Origin of the sequence: Pantoea sp. MQR6 (assembly GCF_022761075.1) — a bacterium.
Taxonomy (GTDB): domain Bacteria; phylum Pseudomonadota; class Gammaproteobacteria; order Enterobacterales; family Enterobacteriaceae; genus Pantoea; species Pantoea phytostimulans.
In genome coordinates this window covers 221,399-235,703 of sequence record NZ_JAKYXB010000002.1, presented here as the reverse complement: position 1 = coordinate 235,703, position 14,305 = coordinate 221,399, and the positions used below count along the sequence as shown (strand labels likewise).

Below are 14,305 nucleotides of genomic sequence, written 5' to 3'. Positions count from 1 at the left end.
GATTTGGCCAAAGCGGCAAAACGCGCATTCGTCTGTAATGAATGCGGCGCAGATTATCCACGTTGGCAGGGGCAATGCAGCGCCTGCCATGCCTGGAATACTATCACCGAGGTGCGTATTGCTGCCTCGCCTACTGCTGCGCGCAACGAGCGCTTAAGCGGCTACGCAGGCAGCGCTGGCCCCAGCCGGGTACAAAAACTCTCTGAAATTAGCCTTGAAGCGCTACCGCGTTTCTCGACCACCTTTAAAGAGTTTGACCGCGTATTGGGCGGCGGCGTGGTGCCGGGAAGCGCTATTTTGATTGGTGGTAGCCCAGGCGCAGGGAAGTCAACGCTGCTGTTGCAGGTGATGTGTAAGCTGGCGGGAGGGATGAAAACCCTGTACGTCACAGGCGAAGAATCGCTGCAACAGGTCGCCATGCGCGCCCATCGTCTGGGATTACCGACAGAAAACATGAATATGTTGTCGGAAACCAGCATCGAACAAATCTGCCTGATTGCCGAGCAAGAGAAGCCGCAGCTCATGGTTATCGACTCGATTCAGGTGATGCACATGGCTGATATCCAGTCATCGCCGGGTAGCGTGGCACAGGTGCGTGAAACCGCCGCTTACCTGACGCGGTTTGCCAAGACGCGCGATGTGGCGATCATCATGGTCGGTCACGTCACCAAAGATGGCTCGCTGGCCGGCCCAAAAGTCCTGGAACACTGTATTGACTGCTCGGTATTGCTGGACGGCGATGCCGATTCGCGTTTCCGCACGCTGCGCAGCCATAAAAACCGTTTTGGTGCGGTTAACGAACTGGGCGTGTTTGCTATGACTGAACAAGGCATGCGTGAAGTCAGTAATCCTTCCGCTATTTTCTTGTCACGTGGCGAAGAAGTGACGTCCGGCAGTTCAGTGATGGTGCTGTGGGAAGGCACGCGTCCACTCTTGGTAGAGATTCAGGCGCTGGTGGATCACTCCATGATGGGCAATCCACGCCGCGTTGCGGTGGGGTTAGAGCAGAATCGCCTGGCGATATTGCTGGCGGTGCTGCATCGTCATGGCGGATTACAGATGGCGGATCAGGATGTATTCGTCAACGTAGTCGGCGGCGTTAAGGTCACTGAAACCAGTGCGGATTTAGCCTTGATGCTGGCCATGGTTTCCAGCCTACGCGATCGCCCTTTGCCACAGGATTTAGTGATCTTTGGTGAAGTAGGATTAGCCGGTGAGATTCGCCCGGTGCCAAGCGGACAGGAACGCATTTCTGAAGCGGCGAAGCACGGCTTTAAACGCGCCATTGTTCCGGCAGGAAACGCGCCGAAAAAACCGATCGATGGCATGAAAGTTTACAGTGCGAAAAAACTGGCCGATGCGCTGGCTATTTTAGAAGAGCTTTAAGCTTTACCTGCCCTGTTTCCGCTGGCGGGAGCAGGGCACAATTCTGCTAAAGGGCTATGTTTATTCAGCATCCGGCATGAAAGTTAACATGCCGGGCCGCAGCGGGTTATCGCTTTTTCCGCTTGCAGGCGAAAGTTGGCGTGAGGGCTTTTTCTCTTTACGCCACATATTATTCACGCAGGAGGCACGACATGTCGTCGTTTGATTATCTAAAAACGGCCATTCGCCAGCAGGGCCACACGCTGCAACAAGTCGCCGATGCCAGCGGCATGACCAAAGGGTATTTGAGCCAGCTGCTCAACGCCAAAATCAAAAGCCCCAGCGCACAAAAATTAGAAGCGTTACACCGCTTTCTCGGCCTGGAATTTCCACGGCGCGATAAAACGGTTGGCGTGGTATTTGGTAAGTTCTATCCGCTGCATACCGGCCATATTTATCTGATTCAGCGCGCCTGTAGCCAGGTTGATGAACTGCACATCATCATGGGTTACGACGAGCCGCGCGATCGCGGTTTGTTCGAAAACAGCGCCATGTCGCAGCAGCCTACCGTCAGCGACCGATTACGCTGGTTATTGCAAACCTTTAAATACCAAAAAAATATTCGTATTCACTCCTTTAATGAAGAGGGCATTGAGCCTTACCCGTATGGCTGGGATGTCTGGAGCGAAGGGGTAAAATCATTCCTCAGTGAACAGGGTATTGCGCCCGACTGTATTTACACCAGCGAAGCGCCCGACGCAGAGATGTATGAACAGCATCTTGGCATACCAACGGTAGTGGTTGATCCCAATCGATCGTTTATGAGCATTAGCGGCGCGCAGATCCGCCAGGATCCGTTCCGCTTCTGGGAATACATTCCCACCGAAGTGAAGCCGTTCTTTGTGCGTACCGTGGCGATCCTTGGCGGTGAATCCAGCGGCAAATCGACGCTGGTTAATAAACTCGCCAATATTTTCAACACCACCAGCGCCTGGGAATATGGTCGCGATTACGTCTTCTCGCATCTTGGCGGTGACGAAATGGCGCTGCAATATTCTGACTATGACAAAATCGCGTTGGGTCAGGCGCAATACATTGATTTTGCGGTGAAGTACGCAAACAAAGTCGCGTTCATCGACACCGACTTTGTCACCACGCAGGCGTTCTGTTTAAAGTACGAAGGGCGCGAACATCCGTTTGTTCAGGCCCTGATCGACGAATATCGCTTCGATTTAGTCATTTTGCTGGAAAACAATGTGCCTTGGGTGGCGGACGGCTTACGCAGCCTGGGCAGTTCGGTTGATCGGCGTGAGTTTCAATCGATGTTGATCACCATGCTGAGAGAGAACAATATCGAATTTTTGCACGTTAAAGAGGACGATTACGACGCGCGTTTTCTACGCTGCATTGAGCTGGTGAAAGGGATGTTGGGCGAACAAAATAATCCGTAATCCCGACGAGGCGTGCGCCTGCACGCCTCATTTTTCGACATGTTCCACCCGTTTAGTCGCTCGGTCGTAACCCTTTTGAGCCCGTTCAATTTCTCCCTGATGTCGTGTCGCCCAGAGATAAATAGCGCTGAAAGGCTCCTGCAACGAGCGTCCTAACGGCGTAAGAGAATACTCTACTGCGACTGGCGACGAGGCCAATACGCGACGAGAAAGCAGCCCGTTCCGTTCAAGTCGTCGCAATGCTTCTGTTAACGCTTTATGTGTCACGCTACCCAGACGGCGCTTTAGTTCATTGAAACGCGTCGGTTCACTGCAAAGCACATTCAGAATCAGCACTGACCACTTATTTGCAATCTCTTCAATGATCGGTTTGGTTAAAGCGATCTCGCTATTTGTCATTGATTCTACGTCATTTATTTCCACGTCGGTTTCCTTGAGGATATCTGGGATAGACAAAGTGCGTAATTGACGCAACCGTTCAACTCTCTATCTTGCGAAAGTATTACTAGCCCAAGAGTGGAGTTTTTATGTCGTTATTAAAAGCAAAAATCGTGCTGATCACCGGTGGCAACAGTGGCATTGGTCTCGCTATCGCCCAACGTTTTGTGGCCGAAGGCGCGTTCGTGTTTGTGACCGGACGTCGGCAGGTTGAGTTAGAGCAGGTGAAGCGCGAGTTAAAAGGTAACGTCTGTGTTATTCAGGCAGACATGACCGACAGCGACGATCTCCAGCGCGTGTTTAAAACCATTCATGAAGTAAAAGGGCGGTTAGACAGCGTGGTGGTAAACGCTGGTTTGTCTGAATATGCCACGCTGGCAAGCAGTGACAGCGCGCATCTGGATCGCACATTTAATCTTAACGTCAAAGCAGCGCTGCTAAGCGTGCAGCAGTCATTGCCGTTGATGACAACAGGCGGTTCGATGGTATTGATTGGATCCATTGCAGGTTTTATCGGGACTGAAGGTTATGGGACCTACAGCGCCAGTAAAGCGGCATTGCGATCTTACGCGCGCACCTGGACTAAAGAGCTGGCGCCGCTGGGTATTCGGGTCAATACGTTGAGTCCTGGTCCGATAGAAACAGCAATGTTTGCTAGCGTATCCGATGAAATGCGCGCACAAATGACGTCAGCTATTCCGTTGGGGCGTTTAGGGAAACCGGAAGAGGTGGCCGCTGCTGCGCTGTTTTTAGCCTCAGATGAAAGCCGATACATTGCGGGGGCTGAACTGTGCATTGATGGCGGAATGGCGCAGGTTTAGTGGGGTAAGGATGAGCTGGTGCCTGCAATGCGAGCTGCCCCTTGCCCCACTTGCGGAATAGTGCGAGCTGCCTCTTCCCCCGCTTGCGGGGGAAGGTTGGGATGGGGAACAAGCCACACACGCTAAAAACGCCGCCAACCCACACCCATCCCGCCAAAAAATCAGTAAACCATCACCACTTTGCCACGCATATGGCCTTCCAGAACACGCGCATGCGCCGCCTGCAATGTCTCAACGCTCAATCCCTGTAAGGTCTCATTCAGCGTGGTTTGCAGTTTTCCAGCATCCAGCAGTTCAGCCACTTCATTCAGAATCTCGCCCTGGCGCGCCATATCGGGTGTGTTAAACATGCTGCGGGTGTACATCAACTCAAAATGCAGTGCGGCACTTTTCAGCTTCAGCTGATCCATCGCCAACGGCTGTTCGTTTTCCACGATGGTACAAATGTGGCCCTGCGGCGCAATCAGCTTAGCCATGGTTTCCCAATGACCATCGGTGTCGTTCAGGCAGAAAATGAAATCCACCTGCTTGAGATCGTGCTTTTCCAGTTCACCGATCATGTCTTTGTAATTGATCACCAGATCCGCTCCGCGATCACGGCACCATTGTGCGGAATCTTCACGCGACGCGGTGGCGATCACTTTGACTTTGCTGCGCATTTTCGCGAATGGAATCGCCAGCGATCCTACGCCGCCTGCACCGCCCACGATCAGCAGGGTTTGATCGGCTGTGGCATTTTGCAGATTAAGACGTTCAAATAACCCTTCCCAGGCGGTCAACGCAGTCAGCGGAATTGCCGCTGCCGCTGCCCAATCCAGGCTCTTTGGTTTGTGACCAACAATGCGGGAATCGATCAGTTGTTCGCTGCTGTTGCTGCCGGGGCGAGTAAGATCACCCGCGTAGAACACTTCATCACCTGGCTTAAAGTTGCTGACTTTGCTGCCCACTTCCAATACTACGCCGCTGGCATCCCAGCCTAAGACGCGTGGCACCTGCAAGCCGTTCTTAATGGCACCTTTGTGAACCTTGGTATCAACCGGATTCACTGAGGCCGCTTTGACTTCAACACGCAGATCATATTCGCCCGGCGTTGGCGTTTCTGGAGTGATTTCAATAAAAGTGTGTGGATTTTCTGGATTGATAGCGATAGCGCGAATAGTCATGGGGTTCTCCTGTTTTGATGACTTAAGTGTAGAACCCCATTTTGCCAATGATAAGATGGACAATCTTTCATAGCGTGTTCGTCTGAGGTGAACAATGGCATTTCGTCAATGGCAGGATATGGCGCTGTTTGCCTTAGTCGCCGAATGTGGCAGCTTTACCGCAGCGGCTGAGCGGGTGGGATTGCCTAAATCCAGCGTCAGCCAGCGCATTAGCCAACTGGAACAGCGTCTTGGAATCCGTTTAATGAATCGCACTACGCGCCAGCTCAATCTCACGTTTGCCGGTGAACGCTATCTGCTGCATTGCCAGGAGATGATGCAGGCCAGTGAACGTGCCGATCTGGCCATTGCTAATTTGCGTGAAAACCCCAGCGGACGGCTGCGGATTACCAGCCCGGCAGGCATCGGCGCGACGTTGCTGGCACGCTGTAATGCTGAGTTTTTGCAGCTTTATCCAGACGTCACGTTAGATGTTTCTGTTTCGGATGACATACGCGACCTGGTTCAAGAGGGATTCGACATCGCGCTGCGCACCGGTCAGCCGCAGGATTCGTCGTTGATTGGTCGTCGGGTCGGTTATTGCGAACGCACGCTGGTGGCGTCGAAACATTATCTTGAACAGCACGCGCCCATCACGCATCCGCAACAGCTGGCGGAGCATCGTTGCATCGCCCATCACGCGTGGAATGAGTGGGTACTGAAGCAGGACGATGCGTATTACCGTTGGCTGCTGCCGCCGGGTCATCTGACCGATAATTTGGTGTATGCACGCGAATGCGCATTGGGTGATGCAGGTATTACGCAGCTGCCGCGCTTTTTAACCGAGGGCGCAATGGCGGATGACCGCTTGGTGCCTGTGCTGCCAGAGTGGGAAATGGAGGGGAACGAGTTGTGGCTGGTCTATCCGAGTCGCAAGTTGAACTCGCCTGCGCTGGCAAAGTTTATTGAATTTGCGCTGCAGTCAACGGTGTTTAAGGCGTTTTACCGCTAACGCTATCCCATAAAACGGGCAAAAAAATAGCGGCATTTCTGCCGCCATTTCTCTTACTTAATCATACGCTTGTACTTGATGCGCTTAGGCTCCAGCGCTTCTGCGCCGAGCGTGCGTTTCTTGTACTCTTCGTATTCGGTGAAGTTACCTTCGAAGAATTCGATATTGCCTTCATCCTGGTAATCCAGAATGTGGGTGGCGATACGGTCAAGGAACCAACGGTCATGCGAGATAACCATGGCGCAGCCTGGGAACTCCAGCAAGGCGTTTTCCAGGGCGCGCAGGGTTTCGATGTCCAGGTCGTTGGTCGGTTCATCGAGCAGCAACATGTTGCCGCCAACCTGCAGCAGCTTGGCGAGGTGCAGACGACCACGCTCACCACCCGAGAGTTCACCCACGCGTTTACCCTGATCAACCCCTTTGAAGTTGAAGCGGCCAACGTAGGCACGGCTTGGCATTTCGGTGTTGCCGACACGCATAATGTCCTGGCCGCCGGAGACTTCTTCCCATACGGTTTTGGAATTATCCATGCTGTCACGGAACTGATCGACAGAAGCCAGTTTCACGGTATCACCGAGCACGATGCTGCCGGAATCAGGCTGTTCTTGACCAGACATCATACGGAACAGGGTAGATTTACCCGCACCGTTCGGGCCGATAATGCCGACGATAGCGCCTTTCGGCACGGAGAACGTCAGATCGTCGATCAGGACGCGGTCACCGTAAGATTTGCGCAGATTCGTCACTTCTACCACTTTGTCGCCCAGACGTGGGCCAGGTGGAATGAACAATTCGTTGGTTTCGTTACGCTTCTGGTAATCGGTGTTGTTCAGCTCTTCAAAGCGTGCCAGACGGGCTTTGCCCTTGGACTGACGGCCTTTCGCACCCTGACGAACCCACTCCAGCTCTTTCTCAATCGACTTACGACGCGCTGCTTCAGAAGAGGCTTCTTGCGCCAGACGTGCATCTTTCTGCTCAAGCCAGGATGAGTAATTGCCTTCCCACGGAATACCTTCGCCACGGTCCAGTTCCAGAATCCAGCCCGCGACATTGTCGAGGAAGTAACGGTCGTGGGTAATCGCCACAACGGTGCCTTCGAAGTCGTGCAGGAAGCGTTCCAGCCAGGCCACGGATTCGGCATCCAGGTGGTTGGTGGGTTCGTCCAGCAGCAGCATGTCTGGCTTTTCCAGCAGCAGGCGACACAGCGCAACACGGCGGCGTTCACCACCCGACAGGTTGCTGACTTTTGCATCCCATTCTGGCAGGCGCAGCGCATCAGCGGCACGCTCTAACTGCGTGTTGAGATTGTGACCATCGTGCGCCTGGATAATCTCTTCCAGACGACCCTGCTCAGCAGCCAGCTTATCAAAGTCAGCATCTTCTTCTGCGTAAAGCGCATAGACTTCGTCCAGACGTTTTAACGCGCCAACCACTTCTGACAGCGCTTCTTCCACCGATTCACGAACGGTGTGTTCCAGATTGAGCTGCGGTTCCTGCGGCAGATAACCAATTTTGATCCCTGGCTGCGGGCGCGCTTCCCCTTCAATGTCTTTATCGATGCCCGCCATGATGCGCAGCAGCGTAGATTTACCCGAGCCATTCAGGCCGAGCACACCGATTTTGGCGCCAGGGAAGAAGCTAAGGGAGATGTTCTTAAGGATATGTCGCTTCGGCGGAACCACTTTGCCGACGCGATGCATGCTATAGACGAATTGAGCCACGTTGTATTGAGCCTCTGGGTCTGTTTGTCGTTTGGATGATGTCGAAGTTTAGCCTTTTTCACCGTCTAATCACAGCCAACGCACGGGGATTCTTCTGATGTGTGCCGCAGTTTGGGATAACTGTTTGATTTACGCACAACCTCGAGACTATGCTGTCTTTTTGCCTTAAAACGGAGGAGGTTCGATGAGAGTGCTGATCGCAGCGGATGAAAACGCCTGGGGCGGATTGATTGAGTCGATTCGCCAAACCATGCCGGATGTCGAATTTGTCGCCTCGGCGGGTCATGCGGCAGAAAGCCTGGCGGGCTTTGACGCCCTGATCCCCGGCATGTGCAAAGTCGATGCGCGCCTGTTAGCCACCGCTGACCGCTTAAAGCTGATTCAACAAGCGGGCACCGGCCTGGAAAGCGTGGATATTGCGGCGGCAAAACAGCAGGGCATTATGGTCGCGAACGTGCCCTCTCATACGTCGGGCAATGCAGATTCCGTGGCTGAACTCGGTATCTGGATGATGATTGGTCTGGCGCGTCGTCATCAGGAGATTGCGCAATGTCTGGCGCAGCAGCGGCTCGGTCAGCCGGTGGGGATGGGGTTGATGGGAAAAACCGTGGGGCTGGTGGGATTGGGCGGCATCGGTAAAGCGCTGGCGAAACGCCTGGCACCGTTTGGTATGCGCATGATTGGCGTGAAGCGCGAGGCTGACGCGGCATTTGCAGAAAAGTATGGTCTGGGTTGGGTCGGTGATATGGCGCAACTGCCGCAGCTGCTTGAGCAAGCCGATTTTGTGATCCTCAGCCTGCCGGATAATGCGCAAACGCACCATATCATCGACGAAAAAGCGTTGAGCCAGATGAAGCCTGACAGTTTCCTGATCAATCTGGGACGGGGCGGTTTGATCGACAAAGAGGCGTTTATTGCTGCGCTGGAAAACAATACGCTGGCGGGAGCCGGGTTGGATGTGTTCTGGCAGGAGCCGCCCGATCCTAACGATGCCGTGTTTAACTACAACGTGATCGCTACGCCGCACATTGGTGGCGTAACCGATATCTCTTTAGCCGGAAATGTAGCAGGCGTTTGCGAAAATTTGCGCCGGTTACGTGATGGCGAAGCGGTGGACAACCGCTGGGCATAATGGCCTATGGCAGGCGCAGCGGAATGTTTTGTTGTGCCAGCCAGTTATTCAGATCCTGCTCGGGTGCGCTGTCACTGACCAGCAAATCGAAAGCACGCAGCTCTCCAATTCGCACCGGCAGCACTTTGCCATATTTACTGCTGTCCGCCACCAGCACACGCTGGCGGGCACGCAGCATTGCGTGATGCTTCATCGCCAGTTCATTGGTGTTATAGCAGGTTGCACCCTGATCCTTATCGATTCCGGCGGCTGAGATAAACGCCAGCGTAGGGCAGAGATCGTCGAGAATCGAATGTGCCCCAATCGGCGTAAACAGCGCGTTGTCCGCATGAAATTCACCCCCGCTTAAGATCACATTGCAGGCGGTTTTTTCTTTCAACGCTAAAAAAGTGTTCATGGCGCAGCAAATGGCGGTGAAAGGCAAGGTGTCGGCAATGGCATCGATGATGTACGGCAGCGTGGTGCCGCAATCAAAAAACACGGTGTCGTTTTCACCAATCAAACTGGCCGCAGCTTGCGCTAGCCGCTGCTTTCTGGCGGCATTTTGCCCATGCTGATCGGAGATGAAATAGTGCCCAGCGTGGCTTTTGGGATCGCTAACGATGTAACCGCCCAGCAGCACTACTGTGGACGCGGGTTCCGTTAAATCGCGGCGAATAGTCATTTCTGAGACGCCGAGCAGTTGCGCTGCGTCTTTCAAGTGCAGTTTATCAGTGCGTTTCAGCGCCTGAGCCAGCTTGTGGATACGTTCGTCGCGCCGGGTTTCCATGTTCATCTCTGTATTATTAGTATCCTGATGTTCCGCATGAGGTTTCACTCTTTCGGCCTGCCAATCGGGACAAATCCCCCCGAATTTTAATGAGTTGCCTCTCATCTTGCAGATGGATTTTCAATCTTACCCGTAATAGAAACGGCCCGCAAACTTCGCGCCGCGCCGCGAGATCAGCACGCTTCTCCGCCAGATAATCACGCTTTAACCCAGCCCTGAGCGCTATCTTTGTCTGAGGGTTGATGTTGCTTTGTTAAAATAGTAACACGATATTTATGTATAAAGCTCGCTAAGACGGCTGTTGCCACGCGCTCAGGATGTGGTTTTTATCACATATTTAACTTATGCGAATTGTTATTGTTATTTTAATAACATTTTAAGGTTAAAAAAGAGCCAGGAGAAAAAGATGCAGATAGCCGTTATCGGGTCAAACATGGTGGACCTTATTACTTATACCAACAGCCTGCCGAAAGCGGGCGAAACCCTTGAAGCGCCCGATTTCGCTATCGGCTGCGGCGGAAAGGGCGCTAATCAGGCCGTGGCGGCGGCAAAGTTGGGCGGCAACGTGATGATGATCAGTAAAGTGGGGGACGATCTGTTCGCGCCTAACACCGTCGCCAATCTGCAACAGCAAGGCGTGGATACCCGCTACGTCACCACTGCACCGGGCACCTCCAGCGGCGTGGCACCTATTTTTGTCGACGATCAGTCGCAAAACCGCATCCTGATCATCAAAGGAGCTAATCAGCAGCTTAAACCGGCAGATATTGATGATGCCGCTGAGGCGCTAACATCCTGCAAACTGATGATCCTGCAACTCGAAATCCCGCTTGAAACCGTCTATTACGCGATCGATTTTGCCCGCCAGCACAATATCAAGGTGATTCTTAATCCCGCGCCCGCAGTCGCGGATCTGGATATTCAGTACGCCTGCAAATGCGACTTCTTCATGCCGAATGAAACCGAGCTGGAGATTCTGACCGGTATGCCCGTTAGCACCGATGAAGAGGTGCAACTTGCAGGGCAGTCGCTGCTAAAACGTGGGCTGAAAAACCTGATCATTACCCTTGGCAGTCGCGGCTCGCTGTGGATGACGGGCGATGATCTGCACCACGTTGCACCTACGCCGGTCAAGGCAGTGGACACCAGCGGAGCGGGCGATGCTTTTATTGGCTGCTTTGCTTACGTGCTAGTGAAAACCGGTGATATCGCTGAAGCGATGTCACAGGCATCTGCCTATGCCGCCTGTAGCGTGACCGGCCGCGGCACCCAGCGCTCTTACCCCGACGCGGACAGCTTCCAGCGTTTTCTGAACGTTCAATGAGGCCCTGTTATGCAACCCAAAACCCTGCAAACTAAAACGATGCAACAGAACGCAATGCCACAGAATATTGTTCAGCAATCTGATGGCTACCTAAATAAAACGCCGCTGTTCCAGTTTATTTTGCTCTCTTGCCTGTTCCCGCTTTGGGGCTGTGCTGCGAGCCTGAATGACATTCTTATCACCCAGTTCAAAAGCGTCTTTGCCCTGAGCGACTTCGCCAGCGCGCTGGTGCAAAGTGCGTTTTACGGCGGCTACTTTCTGATTGCGATCCCGGCTTCACTGGTGATCCGTAAAGCCAGCTACAAACTGGCGATTTTAATGGGATTAGCGCTCTATATTGTCGGCTGCATGCTGTTTTATCCCGCCTCGCACATGGCGACATACACCATGTTTCTGGCGGCAATCTTTGCCATTGCCATTGGTCTGAGCTTTCTTGAAACCGCTGCTAATACTTACAGCTCGATGATTGGCCACCGCGATCACGCCACGTTGCGTCTGAACGTCAGCCAGACGTTCTATCCGATTGGTGCGCTGATGGGCATTGTGCTGGGTAAATATCTGGTGTTTCAGGATGGAGAGAGCCTGGAAAGCCAGATGGCGGGAATGAGCGTCGAGCAGGCTCATGCATTTCGCCTGACCATGCTGGAGCACACCTTAGAACCCTATAAATATTTGGTCATGGTGCTGGTGGTCGTGATGTTGCTGTTTATGTTCACGCGTTATCCGCGCTGCAAGCCGGAGAGCAGCGAAAAATCGCAGCCTTCCCTGCGCGAAACGTTCCGCTATCTGGCGAATAATCGCCACTTTAAACGCGGCATTGTGGCGCAGTTTCTCTATGTTGGTATGCAGGTTGCGGTGTGGTCGTTCACTATTCGCCTGGCGTTAACATTGGGCGCAACCAATGAACGTCACGCCTCCAACTTTATGATGTACAGCTTTATCTGCTTCTTCATCGGTAAATTCGTCGCTAACTTCCTGATGACACGCTTCCGGGCAGAAAAAGTCTTGATCGCCTATTCGGTGCTGGGGGTGCTGACTTTAGCCTATGTGATGCTGGTGCCTAACTTCACGGCAGTTTACGCCGCCGTGTTTGTCAGCGTGCTGTTTGGGCCGTGCTGGGCCACCATCTACGCCGGGACGCTCGCTACGGTAGATAATAAATATACCGAAGTGGCGGGGGCGTTTATTGTCATGGCGATTGTTGGCGCGGCTTTTGTGCCTGCGCTGCAAGGCTTCGTCTCTGATCATCTGGGTTCAATGCAGCTGGCGTTTGGCGTCTCGCTGCTCTGTTTTGCCTGGGTTGGCTTCTATTTCTGGGGCGAACTGCGTCATAAAAAACAGGCTAACGCAGCAGGACGTTTAGTGGAGGAGCTGCCATGAAAACCCGTTTACCGTTGCATCGTGAGCAGTTTCACGCCACGCCAGGCGTGCTGCTGCAAAATGAAGATTTCACAGTAGAGCTGTTTCGCTATCCTGCGGGCATCGAAGCGGTACGCATCCACAATCGGCGCGGTACGGTCATCGTGCTGCCCTTTTACGGGCAGATGATCTGGCAAGCAAGCTTTGATGGGCATTCGCTGACTATGGGCCACAGCTTTAAGCAGCCGCTGCCGGGCAGTTCAATTATTGATACTTACGGCTGTTTCGCCTTTCACTCCGGTTTGCTGGCGAATGGCTGCCCTTCAGCGGAGGATGATCATCCGCTACACGGCGAAATGGCGTGCGCCCGCATGGACAACGCCTGGATCGTGCTGGAAGAGGGGCGAGTGTCACTGGAAGGTGAAACCGAATATGTGAAAGGATTTGGTCATCATTATCTGGCGGCACCGGCGGTGCGTTTGCAGGCCAATCACGCGCGACTGCATATCGAAATGACAGTCACCAATCTTGCGGGTGCGCCAATGCCGCTGCAGTACATGTGCCATCTCAACAGCGCATGGGTGGATCAGGGACGTTTCCAGCAGTCGATCCCTGATGATGCTTTCCAGCTGCGCACCACCATCCCAGCGCATGTGCGGCCTACGCCAGCCTGGCGGGAATATACCGATCGGTTGGCGCGGGATCCACAATCTTTACAGCAGTTGGATCAACCGCAGATGTGCGATCCTGAGATCGTCTTTTTTGCTGACGATCTGGCGCAATATGGTGAGGAAGTACAGTTTGAACTGCATTCGCCGCAAGAAGATTACGCCTTGATGACGCGCTTTTCCACTGCGCAGTTTCCGCATGCCACGCGCTGGTTACTGCATAATCGCGATCAGCAGGTTGCAGCCTATATCCTGCCCGCCACCTGTCGGCCAGAAGGCTTTTTAGCAGCGAAACAGGCCGGCACGCTGATCGAACTGGCGCCGGGCGAGCAGCGGCATTTTTCGGTTGAAACCGGCCTGCTGTAAGGTCAATGAGGCAGCCGCAAGGCTGCCTTAAATCGCGGCTATATTGCCACTAACCCGCGCACGCCTTCCGCTTCCATGTTATCGCCACGTCCGCGCTGAACGATTTCGCCACGCGACATCACCAGATAATTGTCTGCCAGTTCCGCCGCAAAGTCATAGAACTGCTCGACTAATAAGATCGCCATATCACCGCGCTGTGCCAGCTGGCGGATCACCGCGCCGATCTCTTTGATCACCGAAGGCTGGATCCCTTCTGTGGGCTCGTCGAGGATCAACAGCTGCGGGCGACACGCCAGTGCGCGGCCAATCGCCAATTGCTGCTGCTGACCGCCAGAAAGATCGCCGCCACGACGTGATTTCATCTGAAACAGCACCGGGAAAAGCTGATAGATCTCATCTGGCACCTGTTTCGCCTGCGACGCGGAGAAGCGCGACAGTCCCATCAGCAGGTTCTCTTCCACCGTCAAACGGGGGAAAATCTCGCGGCCCTGCGGTACGTAAGCAATGCCGGATTGCACGCGCTGATGCGGTTTTCGTGAATTAATCACTTTATCCTGCCAGCGAATTTCCCCTGACTTCGCGGCAATCAATCCCATCAGGCATTTTAGCAACGTGGTTTTGCCTACGCCGTTACGGCCCAGCAAACAGGTCACTTCCCCGATCTTCACCTCAAAAGAGAGGCCGCGCAGAATGTGGCTGCCGCCATAATATTGATTCAGTTCAGAAACCTGTAGCAT

At 53.6% G+C, this 14,305-nt stretch carries 13 protein-coding genes; 8 read left to right on the top strand and 5 right to left on the bottom strand.

Going from position 1 to position 14,305, the window contains the following annotated elements; translation table 11 throughout:
* The first annotated feature begins 3 nt into the window (after positions 1 to 3).
* Positions 4 to 1,386, top strand: coding sequence for a DNA repair protein RadA (gene radA / locus MUG06_RS11210; protein ID WP_215847696.1), 1,383 nt, complete (start codon positions 4 to 6; stop codon positions 1,384 to 1,386).
* A 191-nt stretch (positions 1,387 to 1,577) separates the two neighbouring features.
* Positions 1,578 to 2,816 carry a multifunctional transcriptional regulator/nicotinamide-nucleotide adenylyltransferase/ribosylnicotinamide kinase NadR gene (nadR, locus tag MUG06_RS11205; RefSeq protein WP_243078645.1) on the top strand — a complete coding sequence of 413 codons (1,239 nt, stop codon included), beginning with the start codon at positions 1,578 to 1,580 and terminating at the stop codon, positions 2,814 to 2,816.
* Between the two features lie 27 nt (positions 2,817 to 2,843).
* On the opposite strand, the gene MUG06_RS11200 is transcribed toward nadR, so the two are convergent.
* Positions 2,844 to 3,215, bottom strand: a complete 372-nt coding sequence (locus tag MUG06_RS11200; protein ID WP_243078817.1) for a helix-turn-helix domain-containing protein — start codon at positions 3,213 to 3,215, stop codon at positions 2,844 to 2,846.
* Between the two features lie 128 nt (positions 3,216 to 3,343).
* Here MUG06_RS11200 and MUG06_RS11195 point away from each other — a divergent pair, with 128 nt between their 5' ends.
* Positions 3,344 to 4,075: a glucose 1-dehydrogenase gene (locus tag MUG06_RS11195; protein ID WP_243078644.1), complete on the top strand. Its 732-nt coding sequence runs from the start codon at positions 3,344 to 3,346 to the stop codon at positions 4,073 to 4,075.
* A gap of 161 nt (positions 4,076 to 4,236) precedes the next feature.
* Here MUG06_RS11195 and MUG06_RS11190 read toward each other — a convergent pair whose 3' ends face one another.
* Positions 4,237 to 5,238, bottom strand: coding sequence for a zinc-binding alcohol dehydrogenase family protein (locus MUG06_RS11190; RefSeq protein WP_243078643.1), 1,002 nt, complete (start codon positions 5,236 to 5,238; stop codon positions 4,237 to 4,239).
* A 94-nt stretch (positions 5,239 to 5,332) separates the two neighbouring features.
* Here MUG06_RS11190 and MUG06_RS11185 point away from each other — a divergent pair, with 94 nt between their 5' ends.
* Positions 5,333 to 6,229, top strand: coding sequence for a LysR family transcriptional regulator (locus MUG06_RS11185; RefSeq protein WP_243078642.1), 897 nt, complete (start codon positions 5,333 to 5,335; stop codon positions 6,227 to 6,229).
* A gap of 53 nt (positions 6,230 to 6,282) precedes the next feature.
* Here MUG06_RS11185 and ettA read toward each other — a convergent pair whose 3' ends face one another.
* Positions 6,283 to 7,950, bottom strand: a complete 1,668-nt coding sequence (ettA, locus tag MUG06_RS11180) for an energy-dependent translational throttle protein EttA (protein WP_215847693.1) — start codon at positions 7,948 to 7,950, stop codon at positions 6,283 to 6,285.
* Positions 7,951 to 8,134: 184 nt separating this feature from the next.
* Here ettA and MUG06_RS11175 point away from each other — a divergent pair, with 184 nt between their 5' ends.
* Complete coding sequence (locus tag MUG06_RS11175; protein WP_243078641.1) at positions 8,135 to 9,082, top strand: 2-hydroxyacid dehydrogenase; 948 nt, start codon at positions 8,135 to 8,137, stop codon at positions 9,080 to 9,082.
* A 4-nt stretch (positions 9,083 to 9,086) separates the two neighbouring features.
* Here the strand turns inward: MUG06_RS11175 and deoR are convergent, their stop codons facing one another.
* Entirely contained in the window at positions 9,087 to 9,851 is a 765-nt protein-coding gene (deoR, locus tag MUG06_RS11170; protein WP_243078640.1) for a DNA-binding transcriptional repressor DeoR, read from the bottom strand.
* A 406-nt stretch (positions 9,852 to 10,257) separates the two neighbouring features.
* On the opposite strand from deoR, the gene rbsK reads away from it, so the two are divergent.
* From rbsK to MUG06_RS11155, 3 genes are read left to right on the top strand one after another with little or no spacing between them, the layout of a single operon-like run.
* Positions 10,258 to 11,175, top strand: coding sequence for a ribokinase (gene rbsK, locus MUG06_RS11165; protein ID WP_215847690.1), 918 nt, complete (start codon positions 10,258 to 10,260; stop codon positions 11,173 to 11,175).
* Between the two features lie 54 nt (positions 11,176 to 11,229).
* The gene (gene fucP, locus MUG06_RS11160) at positions 11,230 to 12,555 is read left to right on the top strand and encodes an L-fucose:H+ symporter permease (protein ID WP_243078816.1); all 1,326 of its coding nucleotides are present in this window, start codon (positions 11,230 to 11,232) and stop codon (positions 12,553 to 12,555) included.
* On the top strand, positions 12,552 to 13,568 hold the full coding sequence (locus MUG06_RS11155; protein ID WP_243078639.1) for an aldose 1-epimerase family protein: 1,017 nt from the start codon (positions 12,552 to 12,554) through the stop codon (positions 13,566 to 13,568). Before fucP ends, MUG06_RS11155 begins: the two co-directional genes overlap by 4 nt.
* A 38-nt stretch (positions 13,569 to 13,606) precedes the next feature.
* On the opposite strand, the gene urtE is transcribed toward MUG06_RS11155, so the two are convergent.
* Positions 13,607 to 14,305: an urea ABC transporter ATP-binding subunit UrtE gene (gene urtE, locus MUG06_RS11150; protein WP_243078638.1), complete on the bottom strand. Its 699-nt coding sequence runs from the start codon at positions 14,303 to 14,305 to the stop codon at positions 13,607 to 13,609.